Genomic DNA, 22,283 nt, shown 5'->3' on the forward strand with positions numbered 1-22,283 from the left:
GTCACCCTCACAGCGCGCTCTCGGTGTACTCGACGGCGTCACCGGTCAGCCGCAGGTACGCGTCCTCGAGGGACTCCGCGGGACCCGCCAACTCCTGCAGCGGTAAGGCGGCCACCAACCGGCCGCGACCGATGAGCACGATCTGGTCGGCGGTCAACGCCATCTCACTGATGAGATGCGACGACACCAGCACGGTTCGCCGCTCGGCCGCGAACGACCGCAGCAAGTTGCGCAGCCAATGGACCCCGGCCGGATCGACGCCGTTCGTCGGTTCCTCCAGGATCAGGGTGGCCGGGTCACCGAGCAGCGCGGCCGCGATCCCCAGCCGCTGCCGCATCCCGAGGGAGAAATCCGCGGCCCGGCGACCGGCCGCCGTCGTGAGCCCGACCAGTCCGAGCACCTCGTCCACCCGGCCCGGGCGGATCCCGTGGGTCTGCGCCAGCGCAAGCAGATGCCGGTACGCCCTGCGTCCGCGCTGCACCGGAGTCGCCTCCAGCAGAGCGCCTACCTGGCGCAGCGGATCAGGCAGGTCGGCGTACCTGCGCCCGTTGACCGTCGCCGTTCCGCTGCTCGGGTGGACGAGCCCAAGGACGATCTTCATCGTGGTGGATTGCCGGCCCCGTTCGGCCCGAGGAACCCGGTGACCCGGCCGGGCCGGATCGTCAGCGTCAGGTCGTCGACCACAGTCCGGCCGCCGCCCACCTCTGACGACCTCGCCGTACATCGAAAGTCGTAGGCTCGATTCATGTCGATGCTTGACCATCTCGTTTTTGCCAGCCGCGACCTTGAGGCCGCCGTGGAGCGGTTTGCCGCTGCTACCGGCGTGGAGCCGGTTGAAGGTGGGCGGCATGAGGGGTGGGGGACTCGGAACTATCTGGTCGGGTTCGGCGCCACGTCGTACCTGGAGATCATCGGGCCTGATCTGGAGCGGCCCGGGTCTCGGCCGGCGCCGTTCGGGATCGACCGGCTCGCAGGGGACAGGCTGGTCACCTGGGCGGTTCGGCCGGACAACATCGAGGCGGCGGCGAGGACGGCCAAGGAGGCCGGGGCGGATCTCGGCCCGATCCTGCCGATGAGCCGGGCCACGCCGACGGGTGAGGTGGTGAGCTGGCGGCTGGCGATGAGGCATCCGGCGCCGTACGACGGGATCGTGCCGTTCCTGATCGATTGGGGGACGAGCCGGCATCCGGCCGGGTCCGGGTTGCCGTCGGTCGAGTTGCTCGAGTTCGGGGCGACGTACCCGAGGCCGGAGGAGGTCAGCGCCGTACTCGAGGCTCTCGACGTCAGCCTGACCGTGGTCGCCGGTGAGCCTGGACTGCGGGCCACGGTCGCCGGGCCGGGAGGTACTTACGCGCTGCGGTGAGGTCACTGAGTGTCGCAGCCACCAGTCCGCTGCGGGCCGTTCGACAATGTCGAACGACGAGCGTTGTGCCGCCTCGCGATCGCTCTTAGATTCCAGCCAGCCGTGGTCGTCACGGTGTGGAAGGGAGGCTAAGGCATGGCTACGACCGAAGCGGTCAAAGCGAAGACCCTTCTGGGGGAGTGTTCCGCCGAACTGGCGGGCACATTCATCCTGATCTTGTTCGGCTGCGGTGTGGTGGCGCAGGTGGTGGCAGCCGGAATCGGAGATCACGACTCCATTGCGTGGGCGTGGGGGCTCGGCGTGACGCTGGGCATCTACACCGCGGGCCGGATGACCGGCGCGCACCTGAATCCGGCGGTGACGATCGCGCTGGCGGCGTTCCGCGGGTTCAGCTGGAAGAAGGTGCTGCCGTATTCGGTGGCACAGTTCCTCGGGGCGTTCCTGGCGGCGCTCGTGGTTCGCTGGAACTACACCGAGGCACTGAACAAGTTCGACCCCGGGCTCACGATCAAGAGCCAGGGCGTGTTCTCCACCCTGCCGGGCAACGGCAGCCTGGATCTCGGCGTCGGCATGTGGGACGGTTTCCGGGACCAGATCATCGGTACGGCGATCCTGATGTTCCTCATCCTGGCGATCGTCGACCTGCGCAACACCTCCCCGGCGGCGAACTTGGCGCCGTTCATCGTCGGCCTCGTGGTGGTCGGCATCGGGATGGCGTGGGGTACCAACGCGGGTTACGCGATCAACCCGGCCCGTGACTTCGGCCCCCGGCTGGCGTCCTTCTTCACCGGGTACGGCGGGGCGTTCAAAGATCAGTTCGGGGATCTCTATTTCTGGGTGCCGATCGTGGCACCGATCCTCGGCGCCCTGGTCGGCGCGTTCCTGTACGACCTGCTGGTCGGCCGCAACCTGCCGATCGCCGACGAGGAGGAAGAGCCGGGCCGGATCCCCGAGGAGAAGGCAGCATGAGCATCAGTACGCGATGTGAGGAAAAGAGGACTTTCCATGGCTGACTTCGTCGGTGCCGTCGACCAGGGCACCACGAGCACCCGCTTCATGATCTTCGACCACTCCGGCAACGAGGTGGGCATCCACCAGTTGGAGCACGAGCAGATCCTGCCGCAGGCCGGCTGGGTCGAGCACAACCCGGTGGAGATCTGGGAGCGGACCAGTTCGGTGATCCGGACCGCGATGAACGCGCAGGGGTTGCAGGCCAGCGACCTGGCCGCGCTCGGTATCACCAACCAGCGCGAGACCGCGGTGGTCTGGAACCGCAAGACCGGGCGGCCGTACTACAACGCGATCGTCTGGCAGGACACCCGGACCGACCGGATCGCGTCCGCCCTCGAACGCGAGGGCAAGGGCGACGTGATCCGGCAGAAGGCCGGCCTGCCGCCGGCGACGTACTTCTCGGCCGGCAAGGTGCAGTGGATCCTGGAGAACGTCGACGGAGTGCGGGCGGCGGCCGAGGCCGGTGACGCCGTGTTCGGCAACACCGACACCTGGCTGCTGTGGAACCTGACCGGCGGTGTGGACGGCGGTGTGCACGTCACCGACGTGACGAACGCCAGCCGGACGATGCTGATGAACCTGGAGACGCTCGACTGGGACGACGAGCTGATCTCGTTCTTCAACATCCCGAGGTCGATGCTGCCGGAGATCCGGCCGTCGTCGGACCCGAACAAGTACGGCGAGACACTCGCCGGCGGCCCGCTCGGCGGGGTCGTGCCGCTGACCGGTGACCTCGGCGACCAGCAGGCCGCGACCGTCGGTCAGGTCTGCTTCAACCCGGGCGAGGCCAAGAACACCTACGGCACCGGCAACTTCATGCTGCTGAACACCGGCACCGAGCTGGTCCGGTCGAAGGCCGGCCTGCTCAGCACCATGTGCTACAAGTTCGGCGACGAAGCGCCGGTTTACGCGCTCGAGGGTTCGATCGCGGTGACCGGGTCGGCGGTCCAGTGGCTGCGGGACCAGCTCGGCATCATCTCCGGTGCGAGCGAGACCGAGACGCTGGCCCGGCAGGTCGAGGACAACGGCGGCGTGTACTTCGTGCCCGCGTTCTCCGGCCTGTTCGCGCCGTACTGGCGCTCCGACGCCCGCGGCGCGATCGTCGGGCTGTCCCGGTTCAACACCAACGCTCACCTGGCCCGCGCGACACTGGAAGCGATCTGCTACCAGAGCAAGGACGTGGCGGACGCGATGGAGAAGGACTCCGGGGTGAAGCTCGAGGTGCTGAAGGTGGACGGTGGTGTCACCGCGAACGAGCTGTGCATGCAGATGCAGGCCGACATCCTCGGCGTCTCGGTGAGCAAGCCGGTCGTCGCGGAGACGACCGCGCTCGGGGCGGCGTACGCGGCCGGCCTGGCGGTCGGATTCTGGAAGAACAAGGACGAGCTGGTGCAGAACTGGAACGAGGCCAAGCGGTGGGAGCCGCAGTGGACCGACGAGCAGCGCGCCAAGGGGTACGCCGGCTGGCAGAAGGCGGTCCAGCGCACTCTCGACTGGGTCGACGTCGACTGACCACGCTCGAGTAAGACCAAGCAACAGAATCGGAAGGAACAGCACAGTGGGCGCAGTGGCTCTGTCACCGCAAGCGAGGACCGAGGCCATCGACGCGATGGCCGACGGACGGGAACTGGACGTCCTGGTGATCGGTGGCGGGGTGGTCGGCACCGGGTCGGCCCTCGACGCCGCGACCCGGGGCCTGACCACCGGACTGCTGGAGGCGCGTGACTTCGCGAGTGGTACCTCCAGCCGGTCCAGCAAGTTGGTTCACGGCGGCCTGCGGTACCTGGAGATGCTCGACTTCCGGCTGGTGCACGAGGCGTTGCAGGAGCGCGGGCTGCTCCTGCAACGCCTGGCACCGCACCTGGTGAAGCCGGTGCCGTTCCTCTACCCGCTGCAGCATCGCTGGTGGGAGCGGTTCTACGCCGGTGCCGGTGTCGCGCTGTACGACGGCATGGCGGTCAGCTCGGGCCTCGGCGCCGGGCTGCCGATCCACCGGCACCTGACCCGGCGCGGCGCGATGCGGCTGGCGCCGAGCCTGAAGAAGTCGGCCCTGGTCGGCGCGCTGCAGTACTACGACGCCCAGGTCGACGACGCGCGGCACACGATGGAGCTTGCCCGTACGGCGGCGTCGTACGGCGCTCATGTCGCGAACCGGGTCAAGGTGACCGGCTTCCTGCGGCAGGGCGAGCGGGTGACCGGGGTCGAGGCGAAGGACCTGGAGACCGGACGGGAGTTCGAAGTCCGGGCCAAGCAGGTCGTGAACGCGACCGGGGTGTGGACCGACGACACCCAGGCGATGGTCGGCGAGCGGGGTCAGTACCACGTCCGCGCCTCGAAGGGGATCCACCTGGTCGTACCGAAGGACCGGATCCAGTCCAGCACCGGGATGATCCTGCGGACCGAGAAGTCGGTGCTGTTCATCATCCCGTGGGGCCGGCACTGGCTGATCGGCACCACCGACACCGATTGGAACCTGGACAAGGCGCACCCGGCCGCGACCAGCAAGGACATCGAGTACCTGCTCGACCACGTCAACGCGGTGCTGACCACACCGCTGACCCGTGAGGACGTCGAGGGCGTGTACGCCGGACTGCGCCCGCTGCTCGCCGGTGAGTCGGAGAGTACGTCGAAGCTGTCCCGTGAACATGTCGTCGCGCACGCGGCGCCGGGGCTGGTGGTGGTTGCCGGTGGCAAGTACACGACCTACCGGGTGATGGCCAAGGACGCGATCGACGCGGTTGCCAACGCCCTCGACGGCCGGGTGCCGAAGTGCACCACCAAGAACATCCCGCTGGTCGGCGCGGACGGCTACCACGCACTCTGGAACCAGCGACACCTGATCGCCCAACGCTCCGGCCTGCACGTCGCCCGGATCGAGCACCTGCTCAACCGGTACGGCGCCCTGATCGACGAAGTACTCGAACTCGTCAAGGAGGACCCGTCGCTTGGTGAGCAACTGCCCGGCACGCAGGACTACCTGAAGGCCGAGATCGTGTACGGCGCCAAGGCCGAAGGCGCCCGTCACCTCGACGACATCCTGGCCCGGCGGACCCGGATCTCCATCGAGGCATGGGATCGCGGTGTCGGTGCGGCCGAGGCCGCGGCGCGCCTGGTGGCCCCGGTCCTCGGCTGGAACGAGGCGACGATCGAGCGCGAGGTGTCGTTCTACCTCCGCCGGGTCCAGTCCGAGCGCGACTCCCAGGACCAGCCCGACGACGAGTCCGCCGACAAGGTCCGCCTGGGCGCCCCCGACATCGTGTCCCCGGCCTGACCTCTGGACGCATCCGGTCCTCCCGTGGCTTACTCATGAGTGGGGTGAGCCAGGGGAGGGCATATGGGGCCGGAAGCAACGAGTAGTCAATGGCGGACGATGTCCGTCGGCACCGGGATCGCCGGCCTGGCCGGGTTCGTCCTGGTCGGCGTCAGTCAGGCGCTGGTGCAGGCGGGCGGCGGTGAGCCGGCGTTCGATGCGTCCGGTCAGGAGATCCTCAGCTTCTTCGAGTCGCGGAACGACACGCTCTATCCGATCGGCTCGTTCCTCGGACTGCTCGCCGTACTGGCGCTGGTGTGGTTCTTCGCCGGGTTTTGGGCGGTGCTCCGGTCTGCCGAAGGTATGCCGGCCTGGCGGTCGGTCGTGGCACTCGCGTCGGGGCTTGCGTTCGTGAGCCTGGTGCTGAGGCCTGGATGGGATCTCGCAGGCTTCCGCACCGACGACGGCGTGGATCCGCAGATCGCCCGGCTGGCGTACGACGACGGCAACCTCGGCTTCGCCAACTCGTGGCTGGCGCTGGCCAGTTTCCTCTTCGCCGCGGGCTGGATCATCCTGTCGTCCCGCGGGATGCCGGCCTGGCTCGGCTGGGTGGCCTTGGTGGCGGCCGTCGGTTTCCTGGCCGGCCGCGCGTGGTGGACGACCTCGATCTGGCTGATCCCGTACGCGCTCTACTGGCTGTGGACCATCGTCATCAGTGTCCAGCTGCTCCGAGGACGGTACCGACCAGAGCCGTCCCCGGCGCGGCTCGACCACCTGGGCCCGGGGATGGAGTGACCTCGCCGGCGGTCAGTGGATCGCCGCATTCCGAGCAGCAGACAGTTGCCGTGGTCACCTTTCCGCACGTGTCGTGGGTGAAGCGGATCGGCTGGCCCGCAGGCGGGGTCGCGTGCCGGTCGCCCCACGCGGTGAGCGCGAGCAGGATCGGCACGAGCTCGCGCCCGGCCTCGGTCAGCGCGTAGGCATACCGGACCGGATTCTCCTGGTACGGCGTCCGCGCGACGAGCCCACCCTGCATCAGCGTGCCCAGCCGATCGGTGAGCAGATTGCGCGAGATGCCGAGATCGGTGACGAGCTGGTCGAACCGGTCGAGGCCGAGGTACAGGTCGCGCAGGACGAGCGGGGTCCACCAGTCGCCGATGATCTCCAGCGACTGGGCGAGCGAGCAGTGCATCGAGGCGAAGCTGGTGTTCCGCATGTCACCATCGTAGTCAGTTGCGGCATTGAACTCACTATCCCTAGGGTGGAAGTTCACCCAGCAGAGGGGAGCTAGGCATGTACCACCGGTTCGTGGCAGCGCAAGTGCGGAAGGCGTTCGCCGAGATCACTGCCGGCAACTGGGAGGCGATGGTGGCGGGAATGGCCCCGTCCTTCACCTACCGGTTCTACGGCGACCACGCGTTGTCCGGCGAGCGGCACACGCACGACGCGTTGCGGCGGTGGTGGGAGCGGTGCTTCCGGCTGTTGCCCAACACCCGTTTCGACGTGCAGGACGTGCTGGTCGCGGGCTGGCCGTGGGACACCCGAGTCGCCACCGCGGTCACCGTCGACGTCGGCGTCGCGGACGGCTCTCGCTATCAGAACGTCGTACACCAGTTCCTGCGGATGAAGTGGGGCAAGATCACCGAAGTGCGCACGCTGGAGGACACCGCCGTACTCCAGCAAACCCTTGACCGCCTGGCCGCCGCAGGCTTCGAGGAAGCCCACGCGGCACCGATCACCGACTAGCTCGTGGTGTAGGCGACTTCGTGAATTGGGGTTGGGGCGGTGAGTGCTTGGAGGCCGAGCATGCGGCCGGTGAAGCCGCCGGCTACCTCGGTGGAGAGATAGCGGCCGTCGAAGCTGGCCAGCACCTGTCCGGAGCCGAGGCTCAGCACGATGTCGTCGGGACCGCCGAAAGTCGCCGCCGTGGTGGCGATTCGCAAACTGATTGCTCCGTCGACCTCGGCTGAACCGAGTTCCTGCTCGAGCGGGCCGATGCGCAGCCGAGCGGTGACACGCCGGCCGGACAGGTCGAGCGAGCACCAGTGGCGGTCATCGAGCCGCAGTACGAGCCGGAAATCGCTCGGCTCGACGGTCGCGGTGAAGGACCACGCCTCGTCGCGGACCCGTGTTGTCAGCAAGCCGGATGGATTGAGGTGTGCTGTGCCGCCGGTCCGGTCGATCAGTGCGTTCGGATCGGCGTCGGGGGAGACCCAGCGTGGATGCGGTGTCCGCAGATCGTCGGTGAAGGAGTGGTCGGCGGGCGGGACGGTGTAGCGAGTTTCGTCGTACGTCGGCCAGCCGTCGACCCACTCGATGCCGGCCAGGAACGTCTCGCGGCCGTTGACGTGGAAGAGCGGCGTGGTGCCGCGAGGGCGGGTGCCCAGGAAGACGGCGGCCCAGGTGCCGTCGGGGAGTTCGACGAGGTCGGTGTGGCCGACGTTCTGCACCGGCTGGGTGGTGCTGCGGTGGCTGAAGACGGGGTTGTACGGCGCGCCCTCGAACGGTCCGGTGATGCTGCGGGACCGCGCGACCGAGACACTGTGGCCGCGTTCAGTGCCGCCTTCCGCGATCACCAGGTACCACCAGCCGTCGCGGTGATACAGGTGCGGCGCCTCCGGCCAGGCGAGGCCCGTCCCGGACCACATCGGTCGTGGTTCTTCGCGCAGGGTGCCGTCAGACGGGTCGACTTCCACCTGCCAGATCCCGCCGGACGTCGTCCAGGTGACGTAGCAGCGCCCGTCGAGGTCCCAGGCGAGATCGGGATCGATGCCGGCGGCACCTTCCACGAACACCGGGTCGGTCCACGGGCCACGCGGGTCCTCGGCGGTCACGATCAGCTGACCCTTGGCCTGCGACACGTTGGTCGTGATCAGCCAGAACCGCCCGTCGTGGTGGCGCAGCGTCGGCGCGTAGATCCCGCCGCTCGCGCCACTGAGGCCCGGCGCCAGCTGACTCGGCCGGTCGAGAACGTTGCCGAGTTGCTCCCAGTGCAGCAGGTCGCGGCTGTGGAACAGCGGTACGCCGGGGAAGTACTCGAACGACGACGTCGCCAGGTAGTAGTCCTCGCCGACCCGGCAGATGGACGGGTCGGGATAGAAACCGGCGATGACAGGCGTGGTGAGGTTCATTGCCAAGCAGTTAAGCGCATAACAATCGAGCCAGGCAAGCCCTGTTCCGGTGAAATTCAGCAGCCGCAGCTGTTCCCGCGCACGAACGGCGCCGGCAGCGGTTCGGCCGGATCCGCGGGGGTATCGTTCAGCAGCCCGAGCAGGATGCGTACGGCGGTCCGCCCGATCTCCTCCATCGGCTGCTGAACCGTGGTGAGCCGCGGCGTGGAGAACCGGCCGGCCCGCGTCCCGTCGAACCCGGTCACCGCCACCTGCCCCGGTACGTCGATGCCCGCGGCAACCAATGTGTCGATCGCGACCAGCGCCTCCTGGTCGGTCGAGCAGACGAACACGTCGGGCAGATCGTCCAGATACCCCTGTACGGCGGTCGCCGTGGTGGCGTCTTCACCCGGGCGACTGTGCGCGGGCTCGGGCACCGGCTCCCCGAGTGCCGTCAGTGCCGCGGCGAAACCTTCATGCCGAGATCTGAACTCGGGGAGGCCGGTGTCGCCGAGGTAGACGAAGCGGCGGAAACCGTGTGTCTGCAGGAGATGCGCGGTGAGCTCCGTCATCCCGGTGCGATTGTCGACCGGGACAGTGTGGACGTCCTCGCCGGCGATACCGCTGCCGAGCTCGACCACCGGGATCCGCTTCGAGGCCTGGATGATCGCCTCGGAGGGCGCAGACCCGGCGAACGCGATCAGTCCGTCGACCCGGCCCGCGATGTCGATGACGGCCGGCAGATGACCTTCCTTGTGCCCCGCCCCCAGCATCAGCGCGTACCCGCGGCGACGGCACTCGAGTTGTACGCCGCGCTGGACTTCGTCGACGTACATCGGAAAGTGGCGGAGGCCGGTGTCGTCCGATGACGTGTCCAGCTGATAGTCGAACGAGTACAGGCCGAGCGCGCCGACGGAACCGGTGGCCAGGCCGCGGGCGCTCGCGCTCGGGACGTAGCCGATCGCGGCAGCGGTGGCGAGGACGAGTTCTCGGGTGGACTTCTTCACCCGGTCCGGCTGGGAGAACGAGAAGGACACCGTCGCGGTCGAGACCCCGGCGCGCGCGGCAACGTCGTACACGGTCGGCCGTCGTCCCATGGAGTGAAGTGTAGGCGGGAGGGCCGGAGGTGACCGGTCCTCCCGCGCTGGGATGGTCAGCTCACGGTGACGACGTAGTGCGCGCCGTCGTCCTTGAACTCGTAGTTGCCGGGACCGGTGATGCGCTGGGCACCGAGGTTGTCGTCGTCGTCCGGCCAGTCACCCTCCATCAGGGTGAGCACCTTGCCCTGTTCGACCGGGACGTCCTGGATGTCCTTGCTGTCACCGTTGGTCATCTGGGTAGGGCCCCAGATGGTCGTGCCGTCGACCACCAGGTACGCGTCGTCGGCGCCGGTGTTGTCCTCCTGGGCGTGGCACTTGATATGCGTGATCCGGAACGCCTGGACGTTGTCGGCGTGCGCGTTCGCGGCCATCGGAGCGAGTCCGACGGTGGACAGTCCGAGCGCCGCCGCGGCGAGCAGCCTACCTGCTGAAAACATCTTCATTTCCTCCCGAGTCGTCTTTCGTGAATGCGCTCAGGACATTAGGCTGGCTCTATATCAAGCGTTTGACGGCAATATCACGGTTGCCGCTCTTCGACCGTGGCCGAAAGGCTTGCGTCATTCTTCCGGGCGGATCCAGTTGAAAGTCCGCTGCACCGCGGCCTTCCAGTTCTCGTACTCGATGGCGCGCTTGGCCGGGTCCATGTTCGGCAGCCACTGGCCGGCCCGGTGCCAATTGCTCCGCAGCCCTTCGAGGTCCGGCCAGTAGCCGACCGACAGCCCGGCCGCGTAGGCGGCGCCGAGCGACACCGTCTCGGTCACCATCGGGCGCACCACCCGGACGTCGAGGAGATCGGCGATGAATTGCATCAGCAGGTTGTTGGCCGTCATTCCGCCGTCGACCTTCAAGGCAGTCAGCGCGATTCCCGAGTCGGCATTCATCGCATCGACCACTTCGAGCGTCTGGAACCCGGTGGCCTCGAGGACGGCGCGGGCCAGATGGCCCTTGGTGATGTAGCCGGTCAGGCCGGCGATGACACCGCGCGCCTCACTGCGCCAATGCGGTGCGAACAATCCGGAGAACGCCGGCACGATATAGGCGCCGCCGTTGTCGTCGACCGTCCGGGCCAGCGTCTCGATCTCGGCCGCGGTGTGGATCAGCCCGAGCCCGTCGCGGAACCACTGCACCAGCGACCCGGTCACCGCCATCGAGCCTTCCAGCGCGTACGACGCCGGCTCGTCGCCGATCTGGTACGCGACAGTGGTGAGCATGCCGTGCTTCGACCGGACGATCTCCTGCCCGGTGTGCAGCAGCAGGAACGAGCCAGTGCCATACGTGCACTTCGCCTCGCCCGCGCTGAAACAGGTCTGCCCGAACAGCGCCGCCTGCTGATCCCCGAGCGCGGCCCCGATCCGTACGCCGGGCAACACCTCGGTCGCGGTCCCGAACACCCCGGACGACGGTCGGATCTCCGGCAGGATCGCCCGCGGTACGTCGAACGCTTGAAGCAGCGTCTCGTCCCACTCCAGCGACTCGATGTTCATCAGCATCGTGCGGCTGGCATTGGTCACGTCGGTCACGTGCAGACCGCCGTTCACGCCGCCGGTGAAGTTCCAGATCAGCCAGGTCTCCATCGTGCCGAACAGCACCTCGCCGCGCTCCGCACGCTGCCGCAGCCCAGGCGTGTGGTCGAGCATCCACCGGATCCTCGGCGCGGAGAAGTACGTCGTCAGCGGCAGACCACACAGATCCGCGAACCGGTCCGGACCCTCGTCGCCGGCCAGTTCGGTGACCAGGCGGTCGGTCCGGGTGTCCTGCCAGACCACCGCGTGACCGATCGGCCGGCCGGTCCGGCGGTCCCAGAGCAGGCTGGTCTCCCGCTGGTTGGTGATGCCGATGGCAACGACCTGGGACGGCTCGGCGCCGATCTGGCGGATCGCGGCCGGGACCACCCGGGTCACGTTCCGCCAGATCTCTGTCGCGTCGTGCTCGACCCAGCCCGGCCGCGGGAACAGTTGCCGGTGCTCGCGTTGCGCCACCGAGACGAGCCGGCCGCGCCGGTCGAACAGAATGCAGCGCGATGAGTTGGTCCCCTGGTCGACCGCCGCCACGTACTGCTCAGCCATCACTCCACCCCCGTCGAACCATCAGCCGGTCTCCCGCAGGTCGCGGCCGATGGCCTCGGCGGTGGCGCGGACCATGCTGACCAGGTCGGTGCGATGACGCAGCCGGCTGTCGCAGAGACGCTCGATCCGGCCGGTCATCCCGACCGCGCCGACCACGAGCCCGCCGAGCCCCCGGATCGGCGCCGCGATGCTGGCCATCTCGACCGTGTACTCCTCGAACTCCGCGGCCCACCCCTTGGCCCGGACCGCCGCCAGTTCTTCGGCCAGCCGGGCCGGGTCCACGATCGTCCTGGTCGTGTACGCCTCCAGCTTCCGCGGCCGGGCGGCTCCGCTGGTGTCGAACGCCAGCACGGCCTTTCCGAGTGCGCAGGCGTGCGGCGGGAGCGTCGTACCGACGTCGAGGTCCTGGTCGCTGTCGTCGGGGCGGAACACGTGGTGGACGACCACGACCTTGCCCTCGACCAGGCGGCCGACGCGGACGACCTCGCCGCTGCGGGAGGCGAGTGAGTCGGCCCAGTTGATCGCACGGCTGCGCAGTTCGTTCGGGTCCAGGTAGCTCTCACCGAGCCGGCCGAAGGCATCGCTCAGGTGGTAGTGCGCGCCGCTGTGGTCCTGCTCCACGAAACCGACCTGGTGCAAGGTCCGGAGGATCCCGTGCACCGTCGTCTTCGCCAGCCCGAGCGCGTTGCCGAGGTCGGCGACCCCGAGCCCGTCGGGAGCGGCCGCGAGCAGTCGGAGCACAGCGGCAGCCCGCTCGATGGACTGCACAGTGCCCGGCACACCGGCAGGCTACCTGTGAATCTCCTGCATTTCTCCACCTCGGCGTGCTGCGGTGACCAGGGGTGAATTGCTTTACTCCGTGGCGATTGCTTGCAGGACATCGAGGCGTGCGGCTCGGCGTGACGGCCACAGGGCGGCAAGCACACCGACAACACCGGCGAGCAGTACGGCGACCAGCAGTTGCAGCACCGGGATGTCGAGCACACTCAGGCCGTTGTCGACCATCACCCTCTGCACCGAGGCCGCGAACACGACACCGATCACCAGCCCGAGCAACGCACCGAGCAGCGAGATCGCGATCGACTCGACCCGAAGCATCCGGCTCAGCTGCGGCCGGTCCATCCCGATCGCGCGCAGCAGACCGATCTCGCGGGTCCGTTCGACCACGCCGAGGGCGAGCGTGTTCACGATGCCCAGGATCGCGATCAGGATCGCCAGCGCGAGCAGCATCCCGATCACGCCGAGTGCGACGTTGACCGGTCCGCGGGCCTCGGCGACGTACGCCTCCTGGTCGCGGACGTGGATCGTCGGGTAGTCCTTCAGTTCCGCGAGGATCGCCTGTCCGGCCTGCGACGCACCGGTGCTCCGGGCGAGCTCGACGTACAGCAGTGAATCGGTGGGCGCGCCGCCGATCGCGTCGTACGTCGGCAGGGACAGGACGATTGCGTTCAGTTGGCGGTTCGGGGCGAGGATGCCGGCGACGGTGAGGCGGTGTTTGCCGGTGGTCGTGGTCAGGTCGAACGTCGTGCCGGTGGTCAGGTCGAGGGATTTGGCGAGGGTGCGGGGGAGGAGCGCCTGACCGTTGCCGAGTCCGTCGCGGGAGCCGGATTCGAGCTTCACGGTGATCGGGCCGTCGAGCGTTCCGTCACTGACTCCGCTGACCTGAACGGTGCTGTCGCCGACCTTGGCCTGCTGCTGGCGGACCCGGTGGACGGAATCGACGCCGGAGACCTTGGCGATCCGGTCGGCGACCTGCGCGCTGAAGGTGGGCGGATCGTCCGAGCTGACGACGAGTTCCGACGTACCGATCGCGTCGGCGATGTTCTGCTCGATGGACGCCTTGGCCGAGGCGGCGATCACGATCAGGCCGCTGATCAGGGCGACCGAGATCATCAGCGCCGACGCCGTCGCCGACGTACGGCGGGGATTCCGCTCGGCGTTGCGACGGCCCAGAGTCACCGGCGCCTGACGACCGAACGGCCACATCAGGGCCCGTACGGCGTACCGGCTGACGAGCGGACTGGTCATCACGACACCGAGCAGGGTGATCGCGGCGGCGAGCCCGAGGAGGACCGCGCCCGGGAGGCCGCGGGTCTGCAGTGCGAACAGGTAGAGCGACACCGCCATCAGGAGCATGAACCCGCCGATGAGCAGCCGCACCAGCAGGGACCGCTCGGGCAGGGCGACGTCGTCGCGCAGCGCGGCCATCGGCGGGAGCTTGCCGGCCCGCCGGGCCGCCGGGTACGCGGCGGCGACCGTGACGCCGATGCCGATCAGGTAGCACGCGATCACCGTCGCCGCGCTGATCTGCAGCGTCGCCTGGGAGATGGAGAGGTCGACCAGTTGGTAGAGGAACTGGATACCCGCGGCCACCCCGATGCCGAGCAGCAGACCGAGGGTGGAGCCGACCGCGCCGATCACCACTGCCTCGATCAGAACCGTGGCGGTGACCTGCCCGCGGGACGCGCCGATCGCGCGGAGCATCGCGAGCTCACGGGATCGCTGCGCGACGAGCATCGCGAACGTGTTGACGATCAGGAACGCGCCGACGAACAGCGCGAGCCCGGCAAACAGCATCAACACCGTGCTGTAGCCGCCGAACGCGTCGTCGAGCGCGTTCTCGCCGTCGGACGCGACCTGCTTGGCGGTGCGGACCGTCACCGAGTCGCCGATGGTCTTGGCGATCGCTTGGCTCACCGCGTCCGGGTCGGATCCGGGGGCGAGGGCGACGCCGACGGAGGTCCAGCCTGGTCCGCCGAGAAGGAGCAGCTGGGCGGTCGCCGGATCGAAGGTGACGAGTGGCGCGCCGGCCGCCGTACCGGAGGCGGTCGGTGTGGTGATCGCGGTGAGTTCGGCGGTGATTGCCTTGGTCGGGGCGACCACGCGGACCTGGTCGCCGACGACATACCCCTCGCGGGTCGCTGTCGACTGGTCCAGGGCGAGCTCGGACTCGCCCCACGGCGGCTTCCCTTCGAGCAGCCGGAACGGCGCCGTCCGGGCGTCCCGCGGCCACGCGCCGCCGTACGTCGGCAGCCCGTACATCTCGGTCAGCTTCCCGTCCGGCGCCAGGATCTGTACGTCGCTGACGAGCAGCTCCGGGTTCGCGCCGGCCACACCTGGTACGGCGGCGATGCGCTCGACCACGTCGGAGGGGAACGTCGCGGGCCGGCCGGATCGGACGCCGACCGGATCGACCGGGGTGACTGTGATGTCCGCCGTACTGCCGGAGAAGTTCTTCTTCAACGCGGCCGAGAGGGTGTCGGTGAAGACCATCGCGCCGCCGACGAACGCGATGCCGAGCAGCACCGCCACCGTGCACAGCACGAAGCGCAGCCGGTGGGCGAGGACCGACCGGAGGCCTAGCCTGAGCATCAGCCGGCCGCTGCAGCAGTCGTGTCGAGCTGCTTCATCGTGTCGAGCACGGTCTCGGCTGTCGGGTCGAGCAGCTCGGAGCGCAGTGCCCCGTCGGCGAGGAAGAGGACACGGTCCGCGTACGACGCGGCAGTCGGGTCATGGGTGACCATCACGACGGTCTGGCCGAAGTCGCGGACGGATCGGTGCAGGAACGCGAGTACGTCGGCGGACGACCGGGAGTCGAGGTTGCCGGTGGGTTCGTCGGCGAACACCACGTCAGGCCGCGACGCGAGAGCGCGGGCGCAGGCGACGCGCTGCTGCTGGCCGCCGGAGAGCTCGGACGGCTTGTGGCTCAGGCGATCCTTCAGGCCGATCGTGTCGATGACGGTGTCGAGCCACTCCTGGTCGGGTTTGCGACCGGCGAGGTCGAGCGGGAGCGTGATGTTCTCGAGCGCGGTGAGGGTCGGGACCAGGTTGAACGCTTGGAACACGAATCCGATCCGGTCCCGGCGAAGGTGGGTCAGCTGCTTCTCCGGCAGCCGGGTGATGTCGACGTCGCCCATCAACACCTGGCCGTCGGTTGGCTTGTCCAGCCCGGCCAGACAGTGCAGCAGCGTCGACTTCCCGGAGCCCGAGGGGCCCATGATCGCGGTGAATCGGCCCTGCCCGAACTCGGCGCTCACGTCGGCCAACGCGTCCACCTGCGTCGGCCCGCCGCCGTACCGCTTCCACAACCCCACAGCCCGCACAGCCACGCTCATGCGACGAACGGTATAGGTCGAGGGTTCCTCAGCCGTCGACGCCTACGAGGTCCACTCCGGCGGATTCGGCGGCGACTTCCTCGACCGAGCGGGTCGGGAGTGGCGGGGGTGTCCCGCCCCAGGCTGGGCAGAGCGGTTTGTGGTCGCACCACTCGCAGAGCGGACCGGGGCTCGGGCGCCAGTCGCCGGACTCGAGGGCCCGGGTGATCGCCATCCACAGCGCCGACACCTTGCGTTCACAAGCGCGCAAGTCGGCCTCGTCCGGGACGTAACGGACGATCTCACCGTTGCCGAGATAGACCAGTTGCAACATCGCCGGTACGACGCCACGCAGCCGCCAGAGCACCAGCGCGTAGAACTTCATCTGGAACAGCGCCTTGGCCTCGAAGAACTCCGAGGGGGAGCGACCCGTCTTGTAGTCGACCACCCGGATCTCGCCCGTCGGCGCGACATCGAGTCGGTCGACGTACCCCCGCAGTACCAGGCCCGAGTCGAGCTCGGTCTCGACGTACAGCTCCCGCTCGGCCGGCTCCAGTGCGTTCGGGTCCTCCAAAGTGAAGTACTTGCCGAGCAGTTGGTGTGCCTCGGCCAGCCACGCGGCCAGCTCCTCGCCGGTCGCGTCCTCGGCGAACAGCTCGGCCACCTCCGGCTCCGCGGCCAGCACCTGCTGCCACTGCGGCTCCAGCATCTCCGCCGCACGCTCCAGCGTCCGCTGACCCCGCGGCAGGTCGAACAAGCGCTCGAGCACGCTGTGCACGACAGTGCCCCGGACCGCGGCGGCCGACGGCTTCTCCGGCAGCCGGTCGATCACGCGGAACCGGTACTTGAGCGGGCAGCTCATGAAGTCCGCGGCCCGGGACGGCGACAACGCCCCGCGCGGATGGCCGTGGACATCGGCTTCGAGTGCAACGCTCATGCCTGAACCCTAGGCGAGCGCACCGACACTTCGCGTGCACCCACCCCGAGCCTGTGGAAAACCGGTCGGACGCTCCCAGGAAACTCACAGCGGACTTTCGGCAAACGATCGGCTCCGGTTGCCAGGCTGGTGCCACCAAACACCGCAAGGAGCCTGAGATGACCCCTCCGCAGAAACCACCACGCGAGCACGACCTGGGCCTGGAGTACGACCTCGGCACGCTGCAGCGCCGGCGGTTCCTCGGCCTCTTCGCCGGGGCCGGCCTGGCCGTCGTGGCCGGCTGCGCGACCGACAACGACACCGACTCGACCACCAGCGGTACGACGACCACGACCTCGAGCACCCCGAGTGCGACGTCGTCCAGCAGTACGACGACCGGCACCGTCGACGTGGACGAGATCCCGCAGGAGACGGCCGGTCCGTACCCGGGTGACGGCTCCAACGGCCCGAACGTGCTGACCGAGTCCGGCATCGTCCGCAAGGACATCACCAAGTCATTCGGCTCCGCCTCCGGCGTCGCGACCGGCGTACCGCTGACCGTCGAACTCACCATCCTGGACGCGGCCAAGGACGCGCCGCTGGCCGGTGCCGCGGTCTACCTGTGGCATTGCGACGCGCAGGGCCGCTACTCCCTCTACTCCGACGGCGCCACCAACGAGAACTACCTCCGCGGCGTCCAGGCGGCCGACTCGAACGGCAAGGTCACCTTCACCTCCATCTTCCCGGCCGCGTACATGGGCCGCTGGCCGCACATCCACTTCGAGGTGTACTCGAGCCTGTCCGAGGCGACCGCCGCCGGAAAGATCAGCGCCACCTCGCAGCTGGCCTTCCCGAAGGACGTCTGCGACACCGTCTACGCCACCGACGGGTACGACGGCAGCGCGCAGAACATGCAGCAGACCTCGCTCGAGGACGACAACGTGTTCGGCGACGACGACGGCGTCGACCAGCTCGCCACCGTCACCGGCGACGTCAGCAGCGGGTACGTCGCGAAGCTCAACGTCGGCGTGTGACCCGGGCCGGCGGGGTGGGAAAGCAGAAGTACGGCGGGTAGGTAGCACGGAGTTACCGCCGGGCAAGTAGCGTTGGGTCGATGCCAGAACCGCGTGATCCCCAGAGCCCCGCCCAGCCGGCCGGCCCACCGCCGCCCGGTACCTGGGTCCTCGGTCGTGTCCGCGGGATCCGGCTGACCATGCGGTTCACCTGGTTGCCGGTGGCGATGCTGCTGGCGATCGGGTTCGCCACCATCATCGGGCAGCAGTTCCCCGACCTGGGCAACTGGCGCTACCTGGCCGCCTTCGCGTTCGTGGTCGCGTTCACCCTGTCGATCCTGGTGCACGAGCTGGCCCACGCTTTGATGGCGATGCGGTTCGGCATCGGGGTGTCGGAGATCAACCTCGGCTTCTTCGCGGCCGGCACCCACATCGAGGGCGAACGGAAGTCACCGTTCGAGGAATTCGCCGTCTCGGTGGTCGGCCCGATCGCCTCGCTGGTGGTCGGCGGGCTGGCATACCTCGGCTCCCGCGCGTTCGACGAGGGCGTCGGGTACGTCGCCCTCTGGGAGCTCGGCGTGGCCAACCTCATCGTCGGCGTGACCAACCTGCTGCCCGGCCTCCCGCTGGACGGCGGCTGGGTGATGCGAGCGGTGGTCTGGAAGATCACCGGGAACATGCACACCGGCACCATCTGGGCCGCCTGGGCCGGCCGGCTGCTGGCGATCACGGTGCTGGCCGCGCCCGTCCTGCTGGAGGAGATCTGGGGCCGGCAGCCGACGATGATCGACTTCGTCATCGCGCTGGCGGTCGGGTTCTTCCTCTGGATGGGGTCGACCGCGTCGCTGATGCAGGCCCGGCTGCAGCGGAAGCTGCCCGCGTTGCAGGTCCGCACGCTGGCCCGGCGTGCGATCGCCGTACATTCCGGCACGCCGATCTCCGAAGCGGTCCGGCTGGCGAGCGAGGGACAGGCCGGGGCGGTCGTGGTGATCGACGGCGAGGGCAAGCCGCACGCGCTGGTGTCGGAGTCCGCGGTCGCCGCGGTCGCGCCGAACCAGCGTCCGTGGACCAACGTCAGCGAGGTGTCGACCCGGATCGGCGCGGGCCACATCATCGGTGTGAACGACACCGGCGAGGAGATCCTCAAGACGATCCGCGAGCACCCGGCCTCGGAGTACCTCGTTCTCGACGCCACCGGCGGCGTCTACGGGGTGCTGGCCACCGCCGACATCGAGCGAGCGTTCCGCGCCCGCTGATCCCAAACCCCACCCACTCCTGCCTCCCATCCCCAGTTGAGGGGTCAACCCCTCGACTTGTGGGTTGGCCCTTCGGATTTTGACGGCCGAACCCACCACCTCAGGGGTTGGCCCCTGAAATGGGAACGGGCGGGAAGGGTGGGGGCGGGGCCGGGCGGACGTGGCTCACTCATCAACTCCCGCGAGCGCGCCGCGCCTGAGCGCGAGACGCTCGCAGTTGGCCTGCTTGCGAGTGCCTCAGGTCCGGGTGCGTGCGGCGTACGGTCGGATTCGGGGATCGAGGTGACCGAAAGTTAAGGTGAGCGCCTTATGGCTGACTTGCGCGACTTTCCCGATCAGGCGTTCTCCGGGGTCCACCACGGCCCCTTGCAGGCGGGGGAGTGGATCACCCTGCAGGACTCCAAGGGCCGCCGGCACTCGGTGTTCCTGGAGCGCGGGAAGATCTTCCACACCACCAAGGGCGGGATCGCGCACGACGACCTGATCGACGGTCCGGACGCGGTGGTGATCAAGTCCAAGGGCGGCGTCGAATACCTCGCCCTGCGCCCGCTGATGGCCGACTACTCGGTTTCCATGCCCCGCGGTGCCGCCGTGATCTATCCGAAGGACACCGCACAGATCGTCACGATGGCCGACATCTTCCCGGGGGCGAAGGTGGTCGAGGCGGGTGCCGGATCCGGTGCGCTGACCACCGCGCTGCTGCGCGCGGTCGGGATCCACGGGCAGGTCATCTCGTTCGAGCGGCGGGAGGATTTCGCCGAGGTCGCGCGCAAAAACGTGACCGGATTCTTCGGCGCCGAACACCCGGCCTGGCGGCTCGAGGTGGGCGATCTTGTTGAGAGGTTGAACGAGCAGGACGTCGATCGCGTCGTACTGGACATGCTGGCGCCCTGGGAGTGCGTGGACGCCGTCGCAGGGGCTCTGTCGCCGGGTGGGGTGTTCTGTGCGTACGTCGCCACCACGACGCAGCTGAGCCGCTTCGTGGAGACGCTGAGGGCCCATGGCGAGTTCACCGAGCCGCGGGCCTGGGAGTCCCTGGTGCGGGACTGGCACGTCGAAGGACTGGCTGTCCGGCCGGGGCACCGGATGCAGGGTCACACCGCGTTCCTGGTGACCGCGCGGCGGATGGCGCACGGTGTTCAGGCACCCCGCAAGAAGCGCCGTCCGGCCCCTGGTGCCTACGGCGACGACTACTCGGGCCCACGTCGTGCCGATACCTCAGAAGACATGCCGAGAGCAACGGATTGATCCGCAACCGACACGTGATGGGATTCAGCTTGCCCGGTGAGGTTTTCTGGGTAAGGTCCATAGGGTCGAGCCCCACATGGTGAGGTGATGATCGTGGCTGGAGACGAGAGCCCTACCGCGGCAGAGCTGCGCAACCAGGTCCGTTACCTGGAAGCCGAGGTCGCAGCGTTGCGGCGTCGGCTGCTGGAGCACCCGGCGGACAGCCGGTCGCTCGAGAGCAGACTGTCCGAAACCCAGGCCTCCTTGGCGAGTGTCACCGCTCAGAACGAGCGGCTGGCCGAAACGCTGCGGGAGGCGCGAGAGAAGATCATCGCCCTGAAGGAGGAGGTCGACCGGCTGGCGCAGCCGCCGTCCGGTTTCGGCACCTTCCTCGGACGCAATGACGACGACACGCTGGACGTGTTCACCGGTGGCCGCAAGCTGCGGGTCGCGGCCAGTCCTTCGGTCGACCTGGACGCGCTGAAGCTCGGCCAGGAACTGATGCTGAACGAAGCGCTCAACGTGGTCGAGGCCTGCGATTTCGAGGTCGTCGGCGACGTGGTGATGCTGAAGGAACTGCTGGCCGACGGCGAGCGGGCCCTGGTGATCGCGCAGGCGGACGAGGAGCGGGTGGTGCGGCTCGCGTCGCCGCTGCTCGACATCCCCCTGCGGGCCGGTGACTCGCTGCTGCTGGAGGCCCGGTCGGGATACGTCTACGAGAAGATCCCGAAGTCCGAGGTCGAGGAGCTGATCCTCGAAGAGGTGCCGGACATCGACTACACCCAGATCGGTGGCCTGACCGGCCAGATCGAGCAGATCCGGGACGCGGTCGAGCTGCCGTACCTGCACAAGGACCTGTTCCTCGAGCACGAGCTGAAGCCACCGAAGGGTGTGCTGCTCTACGGCCCGCCCGGCTGCGGCAAGACGCTGATCGCCAAGGCGGTGGCGAACTCGCTGGCCAAGAAGGTGGCCGAGCGGACCGGGGTGGAGGGGCAGAAGTCGTTCTTCCTCAACATCAAGGGTCCGGAGCTGCTGAACAAGTACGTCGGCGAGACCGAGCGGCACATCCGGCTGGTCTTCCAGCGGGCCCGGGAGAAGGCTTCCGAGGGCATGCCGGTGATCGTGTTCTTCGACGAGATGGACTCGCTGTTCCGCACCCGCGGAAGCGGTGTGTCCTCCGACGTGGAGAACACCATCGTCCCGCAGTTGCTGAGCGAGATCGACGGCGTCGAGGGCCTGGAGAACGTGCTCGTCATCGGTGCCTCGAACCGTGAGGACATGATCGACCCGGCCATCCTGCGACCGGGCCGGCTGGACGTGAAGATCAAGATCGAGCGCCCGGACGCCGAGGCGGCCCGGGACATCTTCTCGAAGTACCTGACCACCACCCTGCCGCTGCACGCCGACGACCTGAACGAGTTCGGCGGCGACAAGGGCGAGTGCGTGAACGGGATGATCCAGCGCACCGTCGAGCGGATGTACACCGAGGCCGACGAGAACCGGTTCCTCGAGGTCACCTACGCCAACGGTGACAAGGAGGTCCTGTACTTCAAGGACTTCAACTCGGGCGCGATGATCCAGAACATCGTCGACCGGGCCAAGAAGATGGCGATCAAGGCCTTCCTGGACGACAACCAGAAGGGTCTGCGGGTGCAGCACCTGCTGCAGGCGTGCGTGGACGAGTTCAAGGAGAACGAGGACCTTCCGAACACGACCAACCCCGACGACTGGGCCCGCATCTCCGGAAAGAAGGGCGAGCGGATCGTCTACATCCGTACCCTCATCTCCGGCAAGCAGGGCACCGAGCCGGGCCGCTCCATCGACACCGCGACCAACACGGGTCAGTACCTGTAAAACCGTCGTACCGACTGCCCCTG

At 68.4% G+C, this 22,283-nt stretch carries 21 protein-coding genes; 10 read left to right on the forward strand and 11 right to left on the reverse strand.

Features of this window, described 5'->3' with window-relative positions; genetic code table 11:
- Window positions 1-7: 7 nt before the first annotated feature.
- Window positions 8-601, reverse strand: coding sequence for an ATP-binding cassette domain-containing protein (locus tag V9K99_RS36880; protein WP_337010644.1), 594 nt, complete (start codon window positions 599-601; stop codon window positions 8-10).
- On the reverse strand, window positions 598-747 hold the full coding sequence (locus tag V9K99_RS36885; protein ID WP_337010642.1) for a hypothetical protein: 150 nt from the start codon (window positions 745-747) through the stop codon (window positions 598-600). The genes V9K99_RS36880 and V9K99_RS36885 overlap by 4 nt, the downstream gene beginning before the upstream one ends.
- On the opposite strand from V9K99_RS36885, the gene V9K99_RS36890 reads away from it, so the two are divergent.
- From V9K99_RS36890 to V9K99_RS36910, 5 genes are all read left to right on the forward strand, one after another.
- A complete protein-coding gene (locus tag V9K99_RS36890) occupies window positions 746-1,363 on the forward strand; it encodes a VOC family protein (RefSeq protein ID WP_337010640.1) in 618 nt (205 codons plus the stop codon). The genes V9K99_RS36885 and V9K99_RS36890 overlap by 2 nt on opposite strands.
- 135 nt (window positions 1,364-1,498) lie before the next feature.
- Window positions 1,499-2,332: an MIP/aquaporin family protein gene (locus V9K99_RS36895; RefSeq protein ID WP_337010638.1), complete on the forward strand. Its 834-nt coding sequence runs from the start codon at window positions 1,499-1,501 to the stop codon at window positions 2,330-2,332.
- 36 nt (window positions 2,333-2,368) lie between these two features.
- On the forward strand, window positions 2,369-3,886 hold the full coding sequence (gene glpK / locus V9K99_RS36900; protein ID WP_337010636.1) for a glycerol kinase GlpK: 1,518 nt from the start codon (window positions 2,369-2,371) through the stop codon (window positions 3,884-3,886).
- Window positions 3,887-3,932: 46 nt separating this feature from the next.
- The gene (locus V9K99_RS36905; RefSeq protein ID WP_337010634.1) at window positions 3,933-5,645 is read left to right on the forward strand and encodes a glycerol-3-phosphate dehydrogenase/oxidase; all 1,713 of its coding nucleotides are present in this window, start codon (window positions 3,933-3,935) and stop codon (window positions 5,643-5,645) included.
- A 63-nt stretch (window positions 5,646-5,708) separates the two neighbouring features.
- On the forward strand, window positions 5,709-6,419 hold the full coding sequence (locus V9K99_RS36910; protein WP_337010632.1) for a hypothetical protein: 711 nt from the start codon (window positions 5,709-5,711) through the stop codon (window positions 6,417-6,419).
- Here V9K99_RS36910 and V9K99_RS36915 read toward each other — a convergent pair.
- A complete protein-coding gene (locus V9K99_RS36915; protein ID WP_337010630.1) occupies window positions 6,337-6,840 on the reverse strand; it encodes a winged helix-turn-helix transcriptional regulator in 504 nt (167 codons plus the stop codon). The two genes, V9K99_RS36910 and V9K99_RS36915, sit on opposite strands and share 83 nt — an antisense overlap.
- Window positions 6,841-6,917: 77 nt before the next feature.
- Here V9K99_RS36915 and V9K99_RS36920 point away from each other — a divergent pair, with 77 nt between their 5' ends.
- Window positions 6,918-7,370, forward strand: coding sequence for a nuclear transport factor 2 family protein (locus V9K99_RS36920; protein ID WP_337336424.1), 453 nt, complete (start codon window positions 6,918-6,920; stop codon window positions 7,368-7,370).
- Here V9K99_RS36920 and V9K99_RS36925 read toward each other — a convergent pair.
- The 8 genes from V9K99_RS36925 to V9K99_RS36960 all read right to left on the reverse strand — a co-directional run bounded on the left by V9K99_RS36925 (window position 7,367) and on the right by V9K99_RS36960 (window position 16,931).
- Window positions 7,367-8,755, reverse strand: coding sequence for a glycoside hydrolase family 43 protein (locus V9K99_RS36925; RefSeq protein WP_337010626.1), 1,389 nt, complete (start codon window positions 8,753-8,755; stop codon window positions 7,367-7,369). The two genes, V9K99_RS36920 and V9K99_RS36925, sit on opposite strands and share 4 nt — an antisense overlap.
- 56 nt (window positions 8,756-8,811) lie before the next feature.
- Window positions 8,812-9,831, reverse strand: a complete 1,020-nt coding sequence (locus V9K99_RS36930) for a LacI family DNA-binding transcriptional regulator (RefSeq protein ID WP_337010624.1) — start codon at window positions 9,829-9,831, stop codon at window positions 8,812-8,814.
- Between the two features lie 56 nt (window positions 9,832-9,887).
- Window positions 9,888-10,271 (reverse strand): hypothetical protein, encoded by a 384-nt coding sequence (locus V9K99_RS36935; protein ID WP_337010622.1) that lies wholly within the window; start codon window positions 10,269-10,271, stop codon window positions 9,888-9,890.
- A 120-nt stretch (window positions 10,272-10,391) separates the two neighbouring features.
- Complete coding sequence (glpK, locus tag V9K99_RS36940) at window positions 10,392-11,900, reverse strand: glycerol kinase GlpK (protein WP_337010620.1); 1,509 nt, start codon at window positions 11,898-11,900, stop codon at window positions 10,392-10,394.
- Between the two features lie 21 nt (window positions 11,901-11,921).
- On the reverse strand, window positions 11,922-12,680 hold the full coding sequence (locus tag V9K99_RS36945; protein ID WP_337010618.1) for an IclR family transcriptional regulator: 759 nt from the start codon (window positions 12,678-12,680) through the stop codon (window positions 11,922-11,924).
- A 72-nt stretch (window positions 12,681-12,752) separates the two neighbouring features.
- Entirely contained in the window at window positions 12,753-15,272 is a 2,520-nt protein-coding gene (locus V9K99_RS36950) for an ABC transporter permease (RefSeq protein ID WP_337010616.1), read from the reverse strand.
- Window positions 15,272-16,015, reverse strand: a complete 744-nt coding sequence (locus V9K99_RS36955; RefSeq protein WP_337010613.1) for an ABC transporter ATP-binding protein — start codon at window positions 16,013-16,015, stop codon at window positions 15,272-15,274. The genes V9K99_RS36950 and V9K99_RS36955 overlap by 1 nt, the downstream gene beginning before the upstream one ends.
- A 28-nt stretch (window positions 16,016-16,043) precedes the next feature.
- Window positions 16,044-16,931 carry a RecB family exonuclease gene (locus tag V9K99_RS36960; RefSeq protein WP_337010611.1) on the reverse strand — a complete coding sequence of 296 codons (888 nt, stop codon included), beginning with the start codon at window positions 16,929-16,931 and terminating at the stop codon, window positions 16,044-16,046.
- Window positions 16,932-17,089: 158 nt separating this feature from the next.
- Here V9K99_RS36960 and V9K99_RS36965 point away from each other — a divergent pair, with 158 nt between their 5' ends.
- The 4 genes from V9K99_RS36965 (at window position 17,090) to arc (ending at window position 22,260) form a co-directional block, all read left to right on the forward strand.
- On the forward strand, window positions 17,090-17,944 hold the full coding sequence (locus V9K99_RS36965; RefSeq protein WP_337010609.1) for an intradiol ring-cleavage dioxygenase: 855 nt from the start codon (window positions 17,090-17,092) through the stop codon (window positions 17,942-17,944).
- Window positions 17,945-18,024: 80 nt separating this feature from the next.
- The gene (locus V9K99_RS36970; RefSeq protein WP_337010607.1) at window positions 18,025-19,179 is read left to right on the forward strand and encodes a site-2 protease family protein; all 1,155 of its coding nucleotides are present in this window, start codon (window positions 18,025-18,027) and stop codon (window positions 19,177-19,179) included.
- A gap of 309 nt (window positions 19,180-19,488) precedes the next feature.
- Entirely contained in the window at window positions 19,489-20,427 is a 939-nt protein-coding gene (locus V9K99_RS36975; protein ID WP_337010605.1) for a tRNA (adenine-N1)-methyltransferase, read from the forward strand.
- Between the two features lie 87 nt (window positions 20,428-20,514).
- Window positions 20,515-22,260 carry a proteasome ATPase gene (gene arc / locus V9K99_RS36980; RefSeq protein WP_337010603.1) on the forward strand — a complete coding sequence of 582 codons (1,746 nt, stop codon included), beginning with the start codon at window positions 20,515-20,517 and terminating at the stop codon, window positions 22,258-22,260.
- Window positions 22,261-22,283: the final 23 nt, after the last annotated feature.

The organism is Kribbella sp. CCNWLW201 (assembly GCF_037203805.1).
GTDB lineage: Bacteria > Actinomycetota > Actinomycetes > Propionibacteriales > Kribbellaceae > Kribbella.